The following is a 16,858-nucleotide window of genomic DNA, read 5'->3' as shown; positions in this document are numbered from 1 at the left end:
CACTGTGAAGGAGGAGATTTGATGATTACAGAAGATGATATCCACGTCGACTACCGGATTGAGATGCGGCCGGGTACTGAAATTTTTGCTTGTAAAGCCGATTGCGTGTTAAAAGGGCAGGAAGAACAGCCGCAAGTCGGGGATGCCCATTTCTACCTGTTTAATCCCCAGCGCAGTTCGCTCGAGTCTTTGGCTATGTATGCAGAGCATATCTCCGAAGGTTTGGGGGATGTCTATCGAGATTTAAAGCATATACCGGATATCGATGATGTCTTTGGCCTAGTGGCAGTGTTTGATGATTTGCAAGTGGCCGAGGAAGAGCGGAACAAAGGCATCGGGGAATCGTTCGGGCAAAAAATGCTAGAGGAATTGAAGTTCTTGGATGTAGAATTGCTGGTCGTCATTCCAGGTTATTATACAAATACTTCCAAGCAAGACGAAGCATACAACAAGAAGATCAGGGCATATTACAAAAAGAATGGATTTAAACGCTTAAAGAAAAATACGGAAAATCCAGTTATGTATACGTACTTATAAAAGAAAACATACTAAGATTAGTAGGACGAACCAAGGCATTGGTTTGTCCTACTATTTTTTTATAGTAGAGGTGAAGCGGAGGTCGAGGCAGTTTTGGGATCTTGAATCCGTAAATAAAACGGACCTCCTTCACCCACCTTATCTGAATCAGGTTTGAGTATGTGGGATCCATTGAGATCGTGTAGAAGAAATGGGAATCGGTAAGGATCGGTGAAGCTTCCAATCAAAATGAAGGAGTGTGGGAGATGAAACATGTCATCGCTTTTGATGTCAGTATGGGGAAAAGCTATATTGTGGTCTATAACGCGCTGAAAACCTGTATCGCTGAAAAAGAAATCCAGCACACGCGCGAAGATTTTGCTGCGTTGAAGCTGCTGATTGACGACCTAACCGCAGGTTATGATGAGGTGCCACACCTGGTATTTGAATCCACCGGCGTTTATTCACGCCAACTCGAACGCTTCATGCAAGAAAACAGTTATCCGTATTATCTGATGAATCCCCTGGAAGCCAAACTGCAGAATGACCGGTTGCGGAAACATAAGACGGACCGCGCAGACGCTCATCAGCTCGCAAGCAGCCACTTCCAAAATGAACGTCGCCTGGAGACACCGTCATTAGATGTCTACCGGCAACTCAAGAAACTATCCCGGCATTACACGGATCTGGATGCGGAGCTGGCCGTCGTCAGGGGACGTCTGCACACGGAACTGCAGCTCACTTTCCCGGAACTGACTGACTTGTTCACGACAAAATCGGACCTCTTTCTTCGGTTAGTGCAGTTGTTTCCGCATCCCGACCTCGTGTTAGGGAACTCCAAAACGTTGCTTAGAAACCGGATTCTCGCCAATACTGAAAAGCGAACGTCCACTAAAAAAGCAGAAGAAAAAGCCATCCAACTGCTGGATGCCGCCAATAGTTCCTACCCTGCGGTAAAGGTCGATGACCTTGCTTGTGAGCTGGTTCGACTGTACGCTAAGCGGTTCCAGGAGCTTGTCTTTCTGAAAGAGGCGTGTATCGAGAAAATGGCCGCGCTTGCTTCTCCGTTGGACGAGTATGCCATTCTGTTAAGTATTCCAGGCATCGGAGACAATACCGCCGTTCGCTTGCTAGCTGAGATTGGCGATATCGGGCGATTTGAGAATCATAAGCAGTTGAATGCCTTTGCCGGCATCGACATTCGCCGTTACCAATCCGGTAAGTTTCTCGCAAGGGACCGCATCAATAAACGCGGAAACAAACACCTCCGCAAACTGCTTTACATTATCATTATGAACATGCTTAAACAGAAGCGCCTGTCTCAGAACCACCTGGTGGATTATTATCAGAAATTAAAAAAACAACCTTATAACAAATGTCATAAGGTTGCCGTGGTGGCCTGCATGAACAAGCTGCTCAAAACGATTCACCACTTGGTCACACACCAATTACGCTACGATTACAGGCTAAGCCCCTGTACCGTGGCACCTAAAGTTTAACACATTTTGCCCCTGCTAAAAAAAAGAAAAAGCCGGAGGTTTTTTGGCATGCCTATTTTTAGTTATGATTAATTTCCGCCTCCTAAAAGATAAGACCTCACGGAAAAACCTCTTTGAAATTGATTAAAAACTATTGACTAATCGTAAGAAAAACTGCCGATCCGGCAGTTTTTTTATTGCATTTTTATAAGGAATGAATAAAAACAAAAAAATTTTAAAAATTAATGACAATATCTGTATCCGCTTTCATGAGCTTTGGGTTAAGCGCACTATGTCTTTCTTCATGTTGAAAATGATATCTGAAAATTTGGTTTATATAATTATTTATACCTATAATAAACAAAAAATCACAGGATATTAATACTGACAATACTTTTTATACTAGTTTAAATTATCTTTCTGTAGTAGTATAGGTTTATGATATTTCAGTATTTATAATATTGAAATAAATAACGGGTATTTTAACCTATGCGATGGGGTGGGCGGAATGAAAAACAATTTAAAGCTCGGAATTTTAATTTTGATGGTGCTTGGATTTGGTTGGGCGTTGTTCTCGCTGGTTCTGCCTTTTTCCACTGAGATGTTGTTGGTGGCAGGACTATCCATCTTATTCATGACCTTGATTCATGAACGGTATGTGTTCCTGTATGGTATAAGCATTATTTTGAGTTACGGGATTTTCTTGACCGTATTTGCCTTTTTCTTCACGCAACGGCCAGAATTGGAAATCATGTATGTTTATAGCCATCTGCTGTTCACGGGCTTTATCCTGTCTTTCTGGTTGTTGTTGAACCAAATCAAACAGATTGGCTATGAGGCGAGCGAACTGCATCGCCAAGTGCAGCTTCTCCAGAAGTATCACGGAGAAACGGATATCCTAACGGTCAACGAGTTTACTGAACAAGCACAATGGGTGCTGAAGACAACTGAACGTCGCCAGGAAGAAGCTTGGTTTGTCGAAATCACAATCGATACGAAAAATAAGCGCACTCAACAAAATATTAAAGAATCATTGGAGCGGGCGACTTTGTCGACGATCCGCCAGAAGTTCGATTTGGCGACTTCGACTGGGCAATCGATTTACTTGCTGCTCAAAGATATTGACGAAGAAGGCGTCCGCCTCATGATGGAGCGCTACCGCGACAAAGTGAAGCAGGAATTGAACTTGTTGGACTCACCATACAAAGTCAGAAAGGAGCAGGTGTCCAATTTGAATGAATTGTCACGTGCTTTAGGTAAGGCCATATGAATATACTCATCACCGCCACAGTTGTCCTGTTTTGGATTTTGCTGCTGTTTTATTCCGCGGTGACAATCGGCGGTGTCTGGTACCGGCTGCAGTTCCGCAATCCGCCGAAGGTCAAACATTATCCGAGCGTAGCCGTGTTGATTCCTGCACATAATGAAGAAATCGTCATTGAAAATACATTGCGCGCCATGGCGCGGCTGAAATATGAAGGCAAGCTTGATGTTTATCTTTTGGATGACAGCTCCAAAGACGGAACTGCCGAAATCGTCCAGGAATTTGCGGAAGTCTTTTCGCGCATCCATTACATTCCTGTACCGCCTGGCAATCCAAAGGGAAAATCCCGGGTCTTAAACTATGGTTTGAGCGTAACGGATTCGGATTATTTTGTCGTCTATGATGCTGATAATGAACCGGAACCGGACGCATTGGAGAAATTGGTCCAGGCAGCGGAAACAGTGCCGAATGCTGCGGGTGCTGTCGGATATGTCAAAACGAAAAACGTTGATACGAATGTATTGACCCGTATGATTGCGCTCGAATTTCAAGTATTCCAGTTGCTTATGCAATGCGGGCGCTGGGCACTTTTCAGACTGGGCTCTCTCGCCGGGACGAACATGCTGCTGCGCCGTTCAGTGATTGAGAAGTTGGGCGGCTATGACGTATATGCCTTGGCGGAAGATGCAGAACTGACCGTCCGTCTGACAGCAGCTGGCTATGTGCTGCCGGTCATTCCAACTTCACGTACATGGGAGCAGGAGCCAGAAACGCTTAAAGCTTTCATCAAGCAACGGACGCGCTGGTTGACCGGCAACTTGTATTTGCTGGAGAAATCAATGAAGGACTGGTCACACTGGAGAGGCAGAACTTTCGTGCTTAGTTTGCAGCATCTCTTTACGTACCTGATTTTCGTGCTGATGCTGCTGATTTCGGACATCTTCTTCATACTGAGCATTGCAGGTGTTGATATCCCAAGTATCGGTGCACCGCTCATGATGCTATGGTTTATGACCTATATCGTCTATACGGCACAGCTTTTGAGTGCGCTTGTTGTCGATCGGAATGTCTCGCTGACCAATGTGCTGTACGTGCTGATTATGTACTTCACCTACGCCCAATTATTTATCTTGCTGCTGATTCGCAGCGTTGCCACTTATACATGGAGCAAATTGCGCAAAAAAACGATTGCCTGGGACAAAACCCAGCGCTTCAAAGGGAGAGTGGATTCATGAGGAAATGGCTCTTACCGGGTATGATGCTCGCTTTACTCCTTGGTGCATGCAGCGAGGAGTCGAGTGAACCTGCCCCCCCTCCAGAAGAGGAGCAGGTGCCTGTTGAAACTGAAGAGGTCGAGCAGCAAGCGATACCTGAAGATTTCGCAGAAAATTATTTTGATGAAAACCAGTTTATCCATGCCTATCCATCCGCTCCAGATTCACAATATTTGTCAGAAAGTATCGGATTATATATGGAGTACTTGGTGATGATGGAAGACGAAGAGAAGTTCGCGCAGCAGTATGAGAATCTAATGAGCGAATTTGTGGTGGAAGAAGGCGATAATTTTTTCATCAATTGGCTTATTTTTGAAGGGGCGACAGTCAATGCGCTGATCGATGATATCCGCATTGCCGCAGCGCTCAGAGAAGCTGATGCATTATTCGACCGTCCTGAATACTCCGAGACTGCAGACCGGATTATCGAAACGATTTCCCGCATCCAAACAAATAATGGATACACAGTCGACTATTATGACTGGGAAGTGGAATTTCCAGCACAGCGAATAACGTTGAGTTATTTAATCGATGATGTCCCGAAAGATATGAATGCAGATCGAGTGCTTGAAAATGTAGACACTGATGAAGTGTTCTTTCCGGAATATTTCGATGTGGCGGAAGAAGTGTATGTGAAGAGTGATGTAGTCCATCCAATCGATCAACTGCTAATTGCGATTAATCGTGAACGCATCGGGTTATCTTCAGATCTTTTTGAAGAATGGCTGAAAACGGAGTGGGCGGAAGAAGGTCGGTTATTCGGAAGATACGACCGTGAGACACTCGAACCTGCAGTGACATATGAATCACTGGCGATGTACTTTTTCATGAATGAATATTTTCTTATTATCGGTGAAGAAGAAGCGGCTGAAGAGGTAAAAGTTCGTGCGACGAATATGATAGAAGAAAATGGGGAAGGTGAAACGCATTTCTTCGATTTCATCCATTATCATCTCATGATGGAAGATGAGACAAAGTAGGGAAGGGGGGCTATTGATGAAAAAGATCATTTCTTCCATGGTATTGATTATTCTATTAGCCAGCATTCCGTGGCAAGCGTTTGCTGATGAAACTTCTGGCAACGATCCGAAAGTATTGATTTTGTATCATGCAGAAGAAGAGACTCAAGAAGAAGAGGTGCCGCTTCTAGACATGCTGGTCGGGCACTTTAGCTCTGACATAACGATACAGTCAATCGAAGATGCCGCTGCTGAATATGTGAAAGGCGATTACACACATGTCATTTACTTTGGCCTTGGAAAACGGCAATTGACTGAGGAAGAATTGTTTATAGTCGACCAATATGATGATGTCAAAAAAATGTTCATCGGGAACTATTTTGAATACTTCAAAGAAGCCCCCGATCTCAGTGTCCGGGATTACCGTAACATTGATGCAGTAAGCGGAGATGGGAAAATGTTCGACTTAAAGGAAGAGAAGGAAATGCTGCTCATCAACGGAATCGAGCAGATGGAAGTTTTGTATGAAGGGCAGGCGGCAGATGGAGGTCATCCGCTTATATTCAAGGACGATAATCTCTATTACGTAGCTACCAACTCGATTACAGGAAGGCTCGGTGATATTGTTGGGGAATCGCTATTCGATTTTTTTGGAGAAGAAAAATCACCGCCGAAAAAATTGATTCGCTTGGAAGATATCCATCCGAGGAGCGATCCTGTATTGGTTAAACAAGTTGGTGATTACTTAGCGGAGCGGAATATTCCTTATGCGGTTACTGTCGTGCCGGTCTATACGAATCCAGAAACCGGTCAAAGCATCCATTTGTCCCAAGCAATCGAACTGGTTGAGGTTCTACAAGAAATGCAGAAAAATGGCGCTAGTCTTATCCAGCATGGTTATCTTCATCAATATCGGGCGGATGAAACCGGTGAGGGGTTTGAATATTGGGACGTGGAGAATGATCGTCCGATTTATCAAGCGCATGATGACGAAGTGAAGTTGCGTGATGACTTCGCGTCGGGTGAGGAGTATGAAGAATTTGTCCGAAACGTTGGTCTGCCATATGAACAGACTCATATTTATGATTCGATCGTCAATGGTGTATATGAAATGACAGCGGAAGGACTTTATCCAATCGCTTTCGAAGCCCCACATTATTCGATGTCAGAAACTGGTTATAAAGAGTTGGCAAAGTACTTCTCTACGTATGTTGGGCAAATCCAAATATCCGACCGTACCTATGATGGAACATACATCTCAGTCTATGACTCGAAGCCTACCAATCTCTATGGCATGAAAGTAATCCCTGAAACTTTGGGTTATATCGATCCTGAAAATCCGAATGCAGTTGATGAGATGATTGAAAGAGCTGAGTATACTGCACAATTCGGCGATAGTTATTTAGCGTTTTTCTACCATCCATACCTTGGAATTGAAAATTTTGAAGAAGTGATGCAGAAACTGGAGAAGTTTGATCAATATGAGTGGGTGGATTTAAAGGAAATGGACCATAAAACGGAAGTTGACGGCATAGTTGTGGAAACGGCAAATGGAGAAATCAATGTTTCCCGTCCGATGAGCGTACTTTTCGCCCAAACGACCAGGGATCTTTGGTGGATAACGATTCCAATTGCGATCTTTATCATCATTGCCCTTTTTGCGCTCATTAAGAAAATCGGCCGGCGCAAAACGGATAGTCAATTTTGGGAAAAACAATAATGGAATACATTAAAAGGAAGGGACAGAGATTTTCTCTGTCCCATAGTTTTTTTTCGCCAGCTGGTGTAAGATAATTTTGGTAATGAAATTCAATACCTTTTTGAGTTTTTACCAATTATTTTACGGGGAAGATATTAAAATGAATAAGTATAAATTTTTACCGTTTTTCATATGTTTAGCGTTTCTTTCAGGTATTGCTCTGCTTTTCTTTCGATGGCCGTTTTATGAAAATGCCATAGCGGCAGCTTTCATCTCAGTTCCTTTTATCTTGCTGTTGCCTAGAAAATGGCTTCCGGCCTTTCTGTTTCTTGTTTTGATTGTCTCGATTGGAATCGCAGCTCAGGAACCTGCTGATTCGATGACGTCAATCGGATCTTATTTCCTTTTGTCGGTTTTTCAATTTTCACTTTGGGTTGTTTCTGAGCAAGTGAAGTTGCTGGAAGAAGAGGCAATTCGACTAGAAGCTCAGCGACAGTCTCTTTTGAAAAAGGGTGGGGATCTTCGCGCATTGAATCTTCAGGAATTCGTCGAACAGGCTTTATGGATGCTGAAGACGAGCAAGCGCAAAGAGCGTGCTTGGTTGATGGAAGTAACCCCTTCGGTCAATTGCCCCATTATGATTTCGAAGTTAGAGAGGGCGGCCCTCTTGTCTATTGTTCGACAACGTGATCTCGTCACAAGCAGAAAAGGGGCGGTTTATGTACTGGTCAAGGAGGCTAATGGCGATGCCATTCAACCATTATTGAAGCGCATTGAGCAAGCGATCGGAGCACAGAATGAACTTTCAGGATATGAAGTTAAAAAAACAGCGATTACTACAGTCGGGGAAATGGGGAGTTTGCTCAATTGAAGCAATCAAAAGGATGTAAATCATTATTAGTGGCGATTTTTGTCAGTTTGGCAATTGTAAGTGGGGGGTGCGGAATGGTCAATGGACAAGGAACTACAGTTCAAGAAACGGTCGATTCCCATTACGTAAATGATGATGGGGTCATCCATGCCTACCCAGACAACCGGGAATCTGAATATTTATCGGAAAGTCTCGGCTTGTATTTGGAGTATTTGCTTCAAATTGAAGATGAAGAAAATTTTGCGAAGCAGGCGGCCATTTTGCAAGAACGTTTCTTAATCGAAACAGGTGGCCAGGTGTTTATTCCTTGGCGCTTATACGAGGAAGCGAATGTAAATGCGTTGATCGATGATGTGCGCATCGCATCGGCTTTGGAAGGCGCGGCAGAACAGTTTGCAGAACCAGGCTATTTGGAACTTTCCAGGAAAATTTCATCTGCGATTGAAGATCGTCAACATCAGGGCGGCATAGCCGTAGATTATTATGATTGGTCCTATCAGCTTGCAGGCAACCGGCTTACGCTCAGCTATCTGATCGACGAAATGACCGTACTTCCCAAATCGTTTGCCATGCTGGATGCTGGGGAAACTGAAGTTTTTTTTCCTGAGTATTATGACTTCGATGAAAAACGGTATGTGAAAAGCGACGAAGTCCATATGATTGACCAATTATTGATTGCGGTCAATCGCTATGACCGGGGCATTGAATCTCCGGAATTCGAGAACTGGCTGATTGAGGAATGGGTTAACCAAGGGCAAGTGGCCGGTCGATACGAGCGGGAAACAGGAAAGCCGACTGTCGGTTACGAGTCATTGGCGGTCTATTATTACCTATGGCAGTATTTCGAACGGATCGATCAATCCGAATTTGCGAAACAGGCAGTTCAGCGTGCCGAGTCGCTGGCAGGAGAAGAGTTACCGGGCGATTTGCATTTCTTTGACTTCATCCATTATCAAATGATGATGGACGAACAATAATCGAGCCGTTTCGGTGGAAGGATGAAAAGGGGAATCCTTTTTCATCCTTTTTTAATGAGGATGGCTCGTGTGTTTTCAGCTCATATAGTTAGTTTGTTTTCCAGAAGGGTATGGAATCGGTAAGGAGAAGATTTCTGGAGGTGGTTAAATGGAAATGGTCATGGCGGTTCTTATCGGCCTGGCGTTGAGCGCGACGGTCGGATTCCGTATTTTCACCCCATTATTGATAACAGGGATTTTCGAACGGGTGGATTGGATCACTTTGTCTGAAGGTTTCAGTTGGGTTGGCAGCACGCCGGCGCTTATTGCGTTCGGAGCAGCCACGATATTCGAAGTTCTGGTCAATTATATTCCAGCAGTCGGGTCGTTTATGAAATTGATTTCCACGCCGGTCGCGGCCCTGGCAGGGATTTTATTGACGGCATCGTTTATAGGCGATATGAACCCGTTTCTGGAATGGGCAATCGCGATTATTGGGGGCGGCGGTGTGGCTACGGCTTCTCATGCGACTTTGACGGCAGTGAAAGGGGTCAGCGATACAGCGTTGATGGGCCCGGCTATCTCGGTTGCTGAGGATGTCACCGCCACCATTGCGCCGATTTTGATTTTCTTTGTGCCAGTGCTGGCCATCGTTTTTTTGCTAGTGATGGCAATTGTTATTTTTCGTTTGTATAAACGATTTTTGTACAGGAAAAGCCCGGCTTAATTCACTGTGGAATCAATATTTTATCAATCAGGAAATACAAAAAAGCCATCCGAGGATGGCTTTTTCTTTATGTCAATTGTTAGCGGGGGATGATCAGCACTTGGCCGACGCGAATGGCATTAACGTTGGTGATGTTATTCGCTTTGGCGATTGCAGTGACGGTCGTATTGTACTTTCTGGCGATGCTGTAAAGTGTATCGCCCGCTTTCACTGTATACTTGACGGTCGTCACTGGCGGCGGTGCTTGTTTAACTGGAATGATCAAGACTTGCCCGACGCTGATGAGATTGGTGTTGGTGATTTTATTGGCAGATGCAATGGCTGCAACAGTCGTATTGTATTTACTCGCGATACTATATAGTGTATCGCCGGCTTTGACGGTGTATTTGACAGTTGTGGACGGCGGTGGTGTGGGGGCAGTGGTTCCTGGAATCACCAAGACTTGGCCGACACGGATCAAATTGTAATTGGTGATGTTATTGGCTTTTGCTAGAGCGGCAACAGTGACATTATATTTTTTGGCGATGCTGTATAGCGTGTCGCCCGCTTTGACTGTATAAGTCGCTCCGCTTGTTGGAGGCAATTTCAACAGTTCGGAAACGGTGACAAATTTATAGCCTTTCGCTTTCAGTTTGCTAATCATGCCAGGCAATGCACCCGGTGTTCCGGAAGCTCCCGCGCCGGTATGCATCAAAACGATGGAGCCTGGCACGATATTGTTGACGACTTTATTGGTGATTTCTGTGGACGATAGGCCTCTCCAATCGATGGTGTCGATATTCCATTGAATCGTATGTGTGTAACCCGCATCACCGACTCCTTTTAAAACGGTTGCGTTGGAGGCGCCGAATGGAGCTCGGAAAATAGGTTTCGTCGATTTGCCTGTGACGTTTTTATAAGCGGTTTCCGTTCGGGCGAGTTCACTTTGCATGGCTGCAATGCTGATCTTTGTGAAATCCGGATGCGAATAGGAATGGTTGCCGACTTGATGTCCTGCATTAGCGATGTTGCGGATCCAACTCGGATGATGGTTGATGCCGGAACCAGTTAGAAAGAAAGTGGCTTTAACATTATTGGTTTTCAGGATGTCGAGGATTTTATTGATGTTCGTTCCGTCGGATCCATCATCAAAAGTTAAAGCGACCACTTTGCTCGTCGTATTGCCTTTTGTGACATAAGTTGAGGCTGCGGCATCGGCCTGGCCTGTGAACGACAGCAGTGAAAAGAGCAATAACCCCGTGATCGCTAGCAATTTGCTCCATCTGGATAACATTCTGCTCACCTCTTATTTGATTTAGCCGACAGACGGCTTATGTATTTGGAAAAGATTTGTATGTCTCGGGGCACATGAAAATTTTATAATCTTTAAAACGTTCATTTTTATAGTCTTATTATATCACATTATCATACAAAAACTATATTATTGATTGAAAATTCAGTAAATATTGAATGGGATACAATAAATCTTTCCTAGGTAATGAAAGCTTCCAGGCAAACTGAAAAATAACAGCTGAGTTAGTGGAATGCCGCTTGGACTGAAAAAGTCTCACGGCGGGTATGGAGAAGCAAATGATGGAACGGGAGGAGCTTGTACATGCGTTATATAAATGAACCGAACATTGAGACGCGCGGAGAACAGCCATATGTCGGCATTCAAGTCAGGGTTTCAAGCCATATTGGAAAAACGACTGAGCTAGCGGCTGAAGTGTTGACGTGGTTGAGTGCGCATAATGAATCGCCTGCGGGGCTGCCGTTTATCCGCTTCTGGTGCATGGATGACAATGACCAGCGGCTGATTGAAGTCGGCATTCCGACAAAAAAGCTGCTGGCTGAGGATCAACGCATTCTATCGGGGTATTTGCCAGGAGGGGATTTTGCCCACGCTATTTACCATGGTCCCGCGAAAGAACTTTGGGCGTCTACAGATGAACTGGCGGGCTGGCTGGAAAGGGAAGGGCTTTCCGCGGCACTGCGTTACGAAGCTGAAACAAAGATATGGGATGGACATATGGCATTTTTTGTTACCGACCCGCTAGAAAAAGAAAGGCAGGATGACTGGGCGATTGAGTTGTTTATTTTGTTGCTCGCTGATCATGCCGCATAAAAAAAGAAACCACGCCATTTGCCGGATTCTGCCGGCAGACGGCGTGGTTTCTTTATGGGTTCAGCTGATGGAAACGCTGCTTTCTTATCATTAAAAAATTATTTCATGCAGCCTTTTCCTCTGTTTGGATAAGTTATGGATAGAGGCATCGACTTCTTTGGAGATCCCGAAGCGTTCGTAAATGATACGTGTCCTGATGGATGAGATGGCCTCCAGTTTGTAGCGGTGATTGAAGATCCATACACACCCCAATTGGCAAGGAGAGTGAGTCGGGTAGGCGGCAAGCCCGCAATTTGAGAATAAAATGATGTTCTCCCCATGTATCTTGAGGTTATGACGCGTAGCTTTTGCACGTCTGCCGTTAGGGAAAGCGAACAACATAGATGCTTTATCGATCAAAGTTAGCGGCGCGTCGGGCGAATAGAAGACGCCGTATGTAGTAGTGATGCGTGAACGCCTTCCTGTCTCGTACCATGATTCGAGAAATAAGACGTCCCGATCAACCTGTAAATCGCCACAATTTTTCATTCCGTGTCTCTCCTTTGGTTTGTATGAAAATCGTATCATTTCTCTTTTAATGAATCAATAGTAATATACATATAATTGTAATTATTATGGAATTTATTAAAAACTTAAGTATTATAAAATGGTTTTATTATCCAAATTAAAAGCATTACTATTCACATTCTAATCTGTACTAAAAAAGGAAGCTCTCATAAGCTGTACTCACCCGGGAATAAACAGGATGTCCAGAAGGAAAAGAAGATGGAAGCTTTTACGGAAGTGGCCGAACAGTACGCACCGATGATCTCCTCGCTTATCCGCAAATTGAATATCTATACCGATTATGACGCATTCCGCCAGCTTGGATTTATCGCGCTGTGGCAAGCGTGGGAAAAACATGATCCGGAAATCGGCCATTTTGCGCCGTTTGCCTATCGCAGCATCAAAGGCGCCATGAAAGACGAATTGACAAGGCGCCAAAAAGGAGGCAAGAAGGTCAAAAACTCCGATTTATTCCTTGAGGAAGAAGAAGCGATAGAGTGGGTAGCTGAAAAATTGCCGGATTGGCTGGATGCGGCTTTATTGAGCCAGAAAGAACGGCGGTTGCTCCAGGAGATGTATATAGATGGCTACAGTCTGACAGAATTGCAAAAACATTATGGGGTCACTTTATCTGGTATGAAGAAGCGCAGGGAGCGGACCTTGACGAAGATAAGGGCGGCAATTGACCATCCGTATAAAGATCGCTAAAAATAGCTGGAAGGAGAGGGGGAGTTATCGGTATAATAGTAATCTGAAACGGTAAAGGGAGGTGCACCCATGGAAGCGATGATGACGGGCATGATCAATAATATTTTCTTCATCATTTTTCCGATTATCCTCTACCAGATGTTTGCGACAGCCGGGCAGCGAAACTTCTTCGTCAGCCACCGGATTACCATGACAGTCATGTTTTCCATTTCCATCATCCTGTGCATGGTGTTTCCATATCAATTTCTCACAGAAGATTATATATTCGATCTCCGGCAAGTACCAATGATTGTCGGTGCGTTATACGGTGGGCCGCTAGTCAGTGCAGTGTTGTTCGTGGTATCGGCTGTGGGGCGCATAGCCATTGGCGGGGACGGCATGTATATTGCCATCTTGAACCAGCTGTTAGTGGCGGCAGGCGTGCCTTTCCTTGGGCCGCTTTACCGAAAAGTCAATCGCTGGTGGAAAGCTGCACTTGTTTTCTCTATTTCGATTGTGTCGCTGTTATTCAATATGTTTGCAGGCTATTTTTTCTTCGGGGATCCGATCCACAACCTCATTGGAATTTGGCTCATGCTCATGCTCAATCAAGGCGGCATCATTATATTGACTGCTTTGCTCATCGAGCATTTGCAAAAACAGGAGTATTTATATAATTCGCTCATGCGCCATGAAAAGATGGAGACGGTTAGCCATTTCGCTGCGGCCGTGTCTCATGAGCTGCGCAATCCGCTGCAAAGCGTAAAAGGATTTGTCCAGCTGCTTCAGGAATATGAATATCCGCGGGCGAAACAATTGGAGTTCCAGCAGACTATTCTAGAAGAAATCAAAGTAGCCGAAGACTTAATCGACGACTACTTGATCTATGCAAAACCGGTTTATGGTGAAATGAAGCGCATCGAAGTGGAACTTGAATTATCCCATGTCATCAAAATCATGACGCCTTATGCCAATGCCAGGAATGTTGAGATTTTAGTGCAGGGTGCTGACGCATCCAGCCCGATTTTGGGTGATTCCCAAAAGCTCCATCAGGCTTTAGTGAACATTATCCGAAACGGCATTGAAGCGATGCCAGAAGGCGGAAAGCTGCAGGTCGAGCTTGAAACTTCTGCCCCAACGGTTTGTGTGCACATCCAGGACGAAGGGGTGGGCATGACAAAAGAGCAGGTCAAGCGACTGGGAGAACCGTATTTTTCCAATAAGTCAAAAGGGACAGGGCTTGGGCTCATGGTCACTTACAGCATACTCAATCAAATGGGCGGGGAAATTACCGTCGAATCAGAAGTCGGCAAAGGCACCAAGTTTACATTAGAATTCCCGAAACTGCCGAATAAATAGAAAACCGCCTGGATAGCTAATTGACGGCTGCCCAGGCGGTTTTTCTATTGGTTTTGGAGTTTATGGAGAAATGGCAAGACTGCTTGTTCTTTTAGCTTTGCCTCAAACATGATATCGACTTCATAGCCTTCCACGAGCTTCAGCAATTCACTGAAATCTTCTTCCGAAATCAGGTCGTGATGGCGCAGATCAGTAAATCCTTCGCGGCCAGTACTGATGTGGACTTTAGGGCGGCCGTATCCTTCCCAAGTAGCCAGAATTTCCGAGAAATCGACCGGCTCTCCGTCATTATTGCAGTTATGATGGTGGATGTCGAAACAAATTGGCACATGGCACATGGCGTGTACATCGAGCACATCGCGCAATGTAAATGTTTTGTCGTCGTTTTCAAGCCTTAGCCGCTGCCGAATGCTATCGGATAACTTCAAATAATTTTCTGCGAAACGCTGTTTGGCAGTTTCTTTATCGCCATATGCACCGCCTGTGTGCAAGATGATATCTGTTCCACCAAGCAATTGAATCAGTTTGTCGTGATATTCAAGGTCTTCGATCGATTTCCGGACTACTTCGGGCTTAGGCGAATTCAAGACCGTATACTGCCCGGGATGTACAGAAACCCGGATTCCATGCTCATTGACCAACCGGCGAATCTCTCCAGCTATCGCCAGGAAATCTTCATCTTCCCACCAGCGCCAATCATTAATCGGATGTGTTGATAACGGGACGATGGAACTGGAGGCGCGGTAAAAAAGAATGCCTTGCTCCAAATTCCAGCGAATGACTTCTAAAGTAGTTTCCATATTTTGGATTGTCAATTCTTTAATTTTTTCGACGCCTTCTTTTTCAGCTGTGGCTAGACGCAATGTGCGAAAAACCGTTTTCAGCTCGGTGTTCATGCATGCATATCCTAATTTCATCGTTTTCAGCTCCTCCCGCACAATATACCCGATTTACGTAGAAAACACACGGAACTTGGGTATACTATTGGTAAAGACGAGTGGAGGAGGAATTTCAATGACAGCAGAAATCACCAAAAATCCTACCGGCTACAACGCTACATTCGACAGATATTTTGAGCACTCCCCTGAGCAAGTGTGGGCAATGCTGACAGACAACCACAAAATCCATCGCTGGTTTTCAGGTCTTCAAGTAGAGAAGGAAGGCGAAGATGGCCATTTGACGCTGGACATGGGGCATGGGAAAAAGAAAGAATTTCCCATTACTGACTATAAAAAAGGCGAGGTTCTAGCTTTTGAATGGGGAGACGACCATGTGCATTTTGAACTTGGCCCGGATGGCCAGGGAACGAGAGTGAAAATGGTCGAGACTTTGCCTGACATTACCGGCCAAACCCCGAAAGACGTGGCTGGTTGGCACGTGGCCTTGGATATTATGGAAGCGATCTTGGATGGCCGCGGAATTGAGCGCACGTCTGAATGGGAGCGCTGGTATCCTGAATATAAGCGCTTGTTCGAAAGCATGGGCGTCGATTTTGCATAAAAAACGAACGACCCCAAGCGGGCAATCCGCTTGGGGTCGTTCGTTTTTTAAATGAAGATTGGTCTCTTAGGGATGGATTAGGTGTATGAAGTCGCTCATGGGCAAAAAGGTAAAAGTGCCGAGATGGATTGTTAAGCCATCTGTTGCTTCAGGAAATCCGGAATTCGTATTTACGGTCTTCCTGAAACTCGCCATTTTCGTAGCTTCGCTCAGCGAAAGTGACTAGCCCGTCATGATCGATGAGCAATACCGTGGCTGAGCGTGTGCCATAGTCGGGCATTTTGATGAACATTGGCGACAAAGCACGCTCCAAATCCAGGCCGACGCCGGTTTGTGGGAGGAGGTGGTCGGGCGCTTGTTCCGCATCCGCTAGAATTTCAAACAGGCGGTCGAGTTCCAATTGTTCATTCACCGATACATAGGCTTCGAGCTTTTCTTTTCCGCGTTCGACTTTTGGCCAAGGCGTGTTCAGGAAATGATTGCTTAACCCGTGCGTGCCCGGCGGAACTTTCACCGGTTCGCCGTGAATATTATTGTAATAATACAGTCCTTCGGCATCGCCTGCGATTAAATTGAATCCAGCATAGTCCTGGTCATCGATCGCCCGCAAATAATCTTCCGGAGAGATTTGGCCATCGAGGAATTGGGTGACCAGCTCGCCGCGTGATTTGGCGCCGGCTGCCATATGTTCAGGATCCCGGTAATTGGTCAGCGCGGCGAAACGCCCCGATTTATGGACACCGAGCCAAGTACCCATCTGGCTCAGATCTCGGCCGGCGAGAATTCCCGGCGAATCTTCCCAGAAATGGGCCGGTGCGGCGGGGCGTCCGTAAAATTCATCGCGGTTTGCGGCGACGATTAACTTATAGCGGGGATGCTGCTGGAATTGCAAATTGATTAAGCACACAATAGTCCCTC

The 16,858-nt window shown here is 45.3% G+C and carries 17 protein-coding genes; 13 read left to right on the top strand and 4 right to left on the bottom strand.

The genetic code is table 11. The features are described from left to right. Positions 1 to 21 precede the first annotated feature (21 nt). The 9 genes from G3255_RS12410 to G3255_RS12370 all read left to right on the top strand — a co-directional run bounded on the left by G3255_RS12410 (position 22) and on the right by G3255_RS12370 (position 9,744). Entirely contained in the window at positions 22 to 537 is a 516-nt protein-coding gene (locus G3255_RS12410) for a hypothetical protein (protein WP_211654743.1), read from the top strand. A gap of 245 nt (positions 538 to 782) precedes the next feature. Beyond that, entirely contained in the window at positions 783 to 2,015 is a 1,233-nt protein-coding gene (locus G3255_RS12405; protein WP_211654158.1) for an IS110 family RNA-guided transposase, read from the top strand. Between the two features lie 487 nt (positions 2,016 to 2,502). Further along, complete coding sequence (locus tag G3255_RS12400; RefSeq protein WP_211654742.1) at positions 2,503 to 3,264, top strand: hypothetical protein; 762 nt, start codon at positions 2,503 to 2,505, stop codon at positions 3,262 to 3,264. Next, complete coding sequence (locus tag G3255_RS12395) at positions 3,261 to 4,493, top strand: glycosyltransferase family 2 protein (protein ID WP_211654741.1); 1,233 nt, start codon at positions 3,261 to 3,263, stop codon at positions 4,491 to 4,493. The genes G3255_RS12400 and G3255_RS12395 overlap by 4 nt, the downstream gene beginning before the upstream one ends. After that, entirely contained in the window at positions 4,490 to 5,512 is a 1,023-nt protein-coding gene (locus G3255_RS12390; RefSeq protein WP_211654740.1) for a hypothetical protein, read from the top strand. Before G3255_RS12395 ends, G3255_RS12390 begins: the two co-directional genes overlap by 4 nt. Before the next feature lie 16 nt (positions 5,513 to 5,528). Beyond that, positions 5,529 to 7,211 carry a polysaccharide deacetylase family protein gene (locus tag G3255_RS12385; protein WP_211654739.1) on the top strand — a complete coding sequence of 561 codons (1,683 nt, stop codon included), beginning with the start codon at positions 5,529 to 5,531 and terminating at the stop codon, positions 7,209 to 7,211. 139 nt (positions 7,212 to 7,350) lie between these two features. Further along, a complete protein-coding gene (locus G3255_RS12380) occupies positions 7,351 to 8,061 on the top strand; it encodes a hypothetical protein (RefSeq protein WP_211654738.1) in 711 nt (236 codons plus the stop codon). Between the two features lie 74 nt (positions 8,062 to 8,135). Beyond that, positions 8,136 to 9,038 carry a hypothetical protein gene (locus G3255_RS12375; RefSeq protein WP_211654737.1) on the top strand — a complete coding sequence of 301 codons (903 nt, stop codon included), beginning with the start codon at positions 8,136 to 8,138 and terminating at the stop codon, positions 9,036 to 9,038. A gap of 148 nt (positions 9,039 to 9,186) precedes the next feature. After that, on the top strand, positions 9,187 to 9,744 hold the full coding sequence (locus G3255_RS12370) for a DUF4126 domain-containing protein (RefSeq protein WP_211654736.1): 558 nt from the start codon (positions 9,187 to 9,189) through the stop codon (positions 9,742 to 9,744). Between the two features lie 79 nt (positions 9,745 to 9,823). Here the strand turns inward: G3255_RS12370 and G3255_RS12365 are convergent, their stop codons facing one another. Then, on the bottom strand, positions 9,824 to 11,017 hold the full coding sequence (locus tag G3255_RS12365; RefSeq protein WP_211654735.1) for a LysM peptidoglycan-binding domain-containing protein: 1,194 nt from the start codon (positions 11,015 to 11,017) through the stop codon (positions 9,824 to 9,826). Positions 11,018 to 11,338: 321 nt separating this feature from the next. On the opposite strand from G3255_RS12365, the gene G3255_RS12360 reads away from it, so the two are divergent. Then, on the top strand, positions 11,339 to 11,848 hold the full coding sequence (locus tag G3255_RS12360) for a GyrI-like domain-containing protein (RefSeq protein WP_211654734.1): 510 nt from the start codon (positions 11,339 to 11,341) through the stop codon (positions 11,846 to 11,848). 90 nt (positions 11,849 to 11,938) lie between these two features. Here the strand turns inward: G3255_RS12360 and G3255_RS12355 are convergent, their stop codons facing one another. Next, on the bottom strand, positions 11,939 to 12,376 hold the full coding sequence (locus G3255_RS12355; RefSeq protein WP_211654733.1) for a competence protein ComK: 438 nt from the start codon (positions 12,374 to 12,376) through the stop codon (positions 11,939 to 11,941). A 237-nt stretch (positions 12,377 to 12,613) separates the two neighbouring features. Between G3255_RS12355 and G3255_RS12350 the strand changes: the two genes are divergently transcribed. Together G3255_RS12350 and G3255_RS12345 are read left to right on the top strand one after the other, a co-directional pair. After that, positions 12,614 to 13,102, top strand: coding sequence for a sigma-70 family RNA polymerase sigma factor (locus tag G3255_RS12350; RefSeq protein ID WP_211654732.1), 489 nt, complete (start codon positions 12,614 to 12,616; stop codon positions 13,100 to 13,102). A gap of 69 nt (positions 13,103 to 13,171) precedes the next feature. Beyond that, positions 13,172 to 14,440, top strand: a complete 1,269-nt coding sequence (locus tag G3255_RS12345) for an ATP-binding protein (protein WP_211654731.1) — start codon at positions 13,172 to 13,174, stop codon at positions 14,438 to 14,440. A 44-nt stretch (positions 14,441 to 14,484) separates the two neighbouring features. On the opposite strand, the gene uvsE is transcribed toward G3255_RS12345, so the two are convergent. Continuing rightward, positions 14,485 to 15,357 (bottom strand): UV DNA damage repair endonuclease UvsE, encoded by an 873-nt coding sequence (gene uvsE / locus G3255_RS12340; RefSeq protein ID WP_211654730.1) that lies wholly within the window; start codon positions 15,355 to 15,357, stop codon positions 14,485 to 14,487. A gap of 97 nt (positions 15,358 to 15,454) precedes the next feature. Between uvsE and G3255_RS12335 the strand changes: the two genes are divergently transcribed. Continuing rightward, positions 15,455 to 15,940, top strand: coding sequence for an SRPBCC domain-containing protein (locus G3255_RS12335; RefSeq protein WP_211654729.1), 486 nt, complete (start codon positions 15,455 to 15,457; stop codon positions 15,938 to 15,940). Positions 15,941 to 16,088: 148 nt separating this feature from the next. On the opposite strand, the gene G3255_RS12330 is transcribed toward G3255_RS12335, so the two are convergent. Then, the gene (locus G3255_RS12330) at positions 16,089 to 16,847 is read right to left on the bottom strand and encodes an NRDE family protein (protein ID WP_211654728.1); all 759 of its coding nucleotides are present in this window, start codon (positions 16,845 to 16,847) and stop codon (positions 16,089 to 16,091) included. Between the last annotated feature and the right edge of the window lie 11 nt (positions 16,848 to 16,858).

Source organism: Planococcus sp. MSAK28401 (genome assembly GCF_018283455.1).
Lineage (GTDB): Bacteria > Bacillota > Bacilli > Bacillales_A > Planococcaceae > Planococcus > Planococcus alpniumensis.
This window is presented reverse-complemented; position numbering and strand designations above follow the sequence as displayed.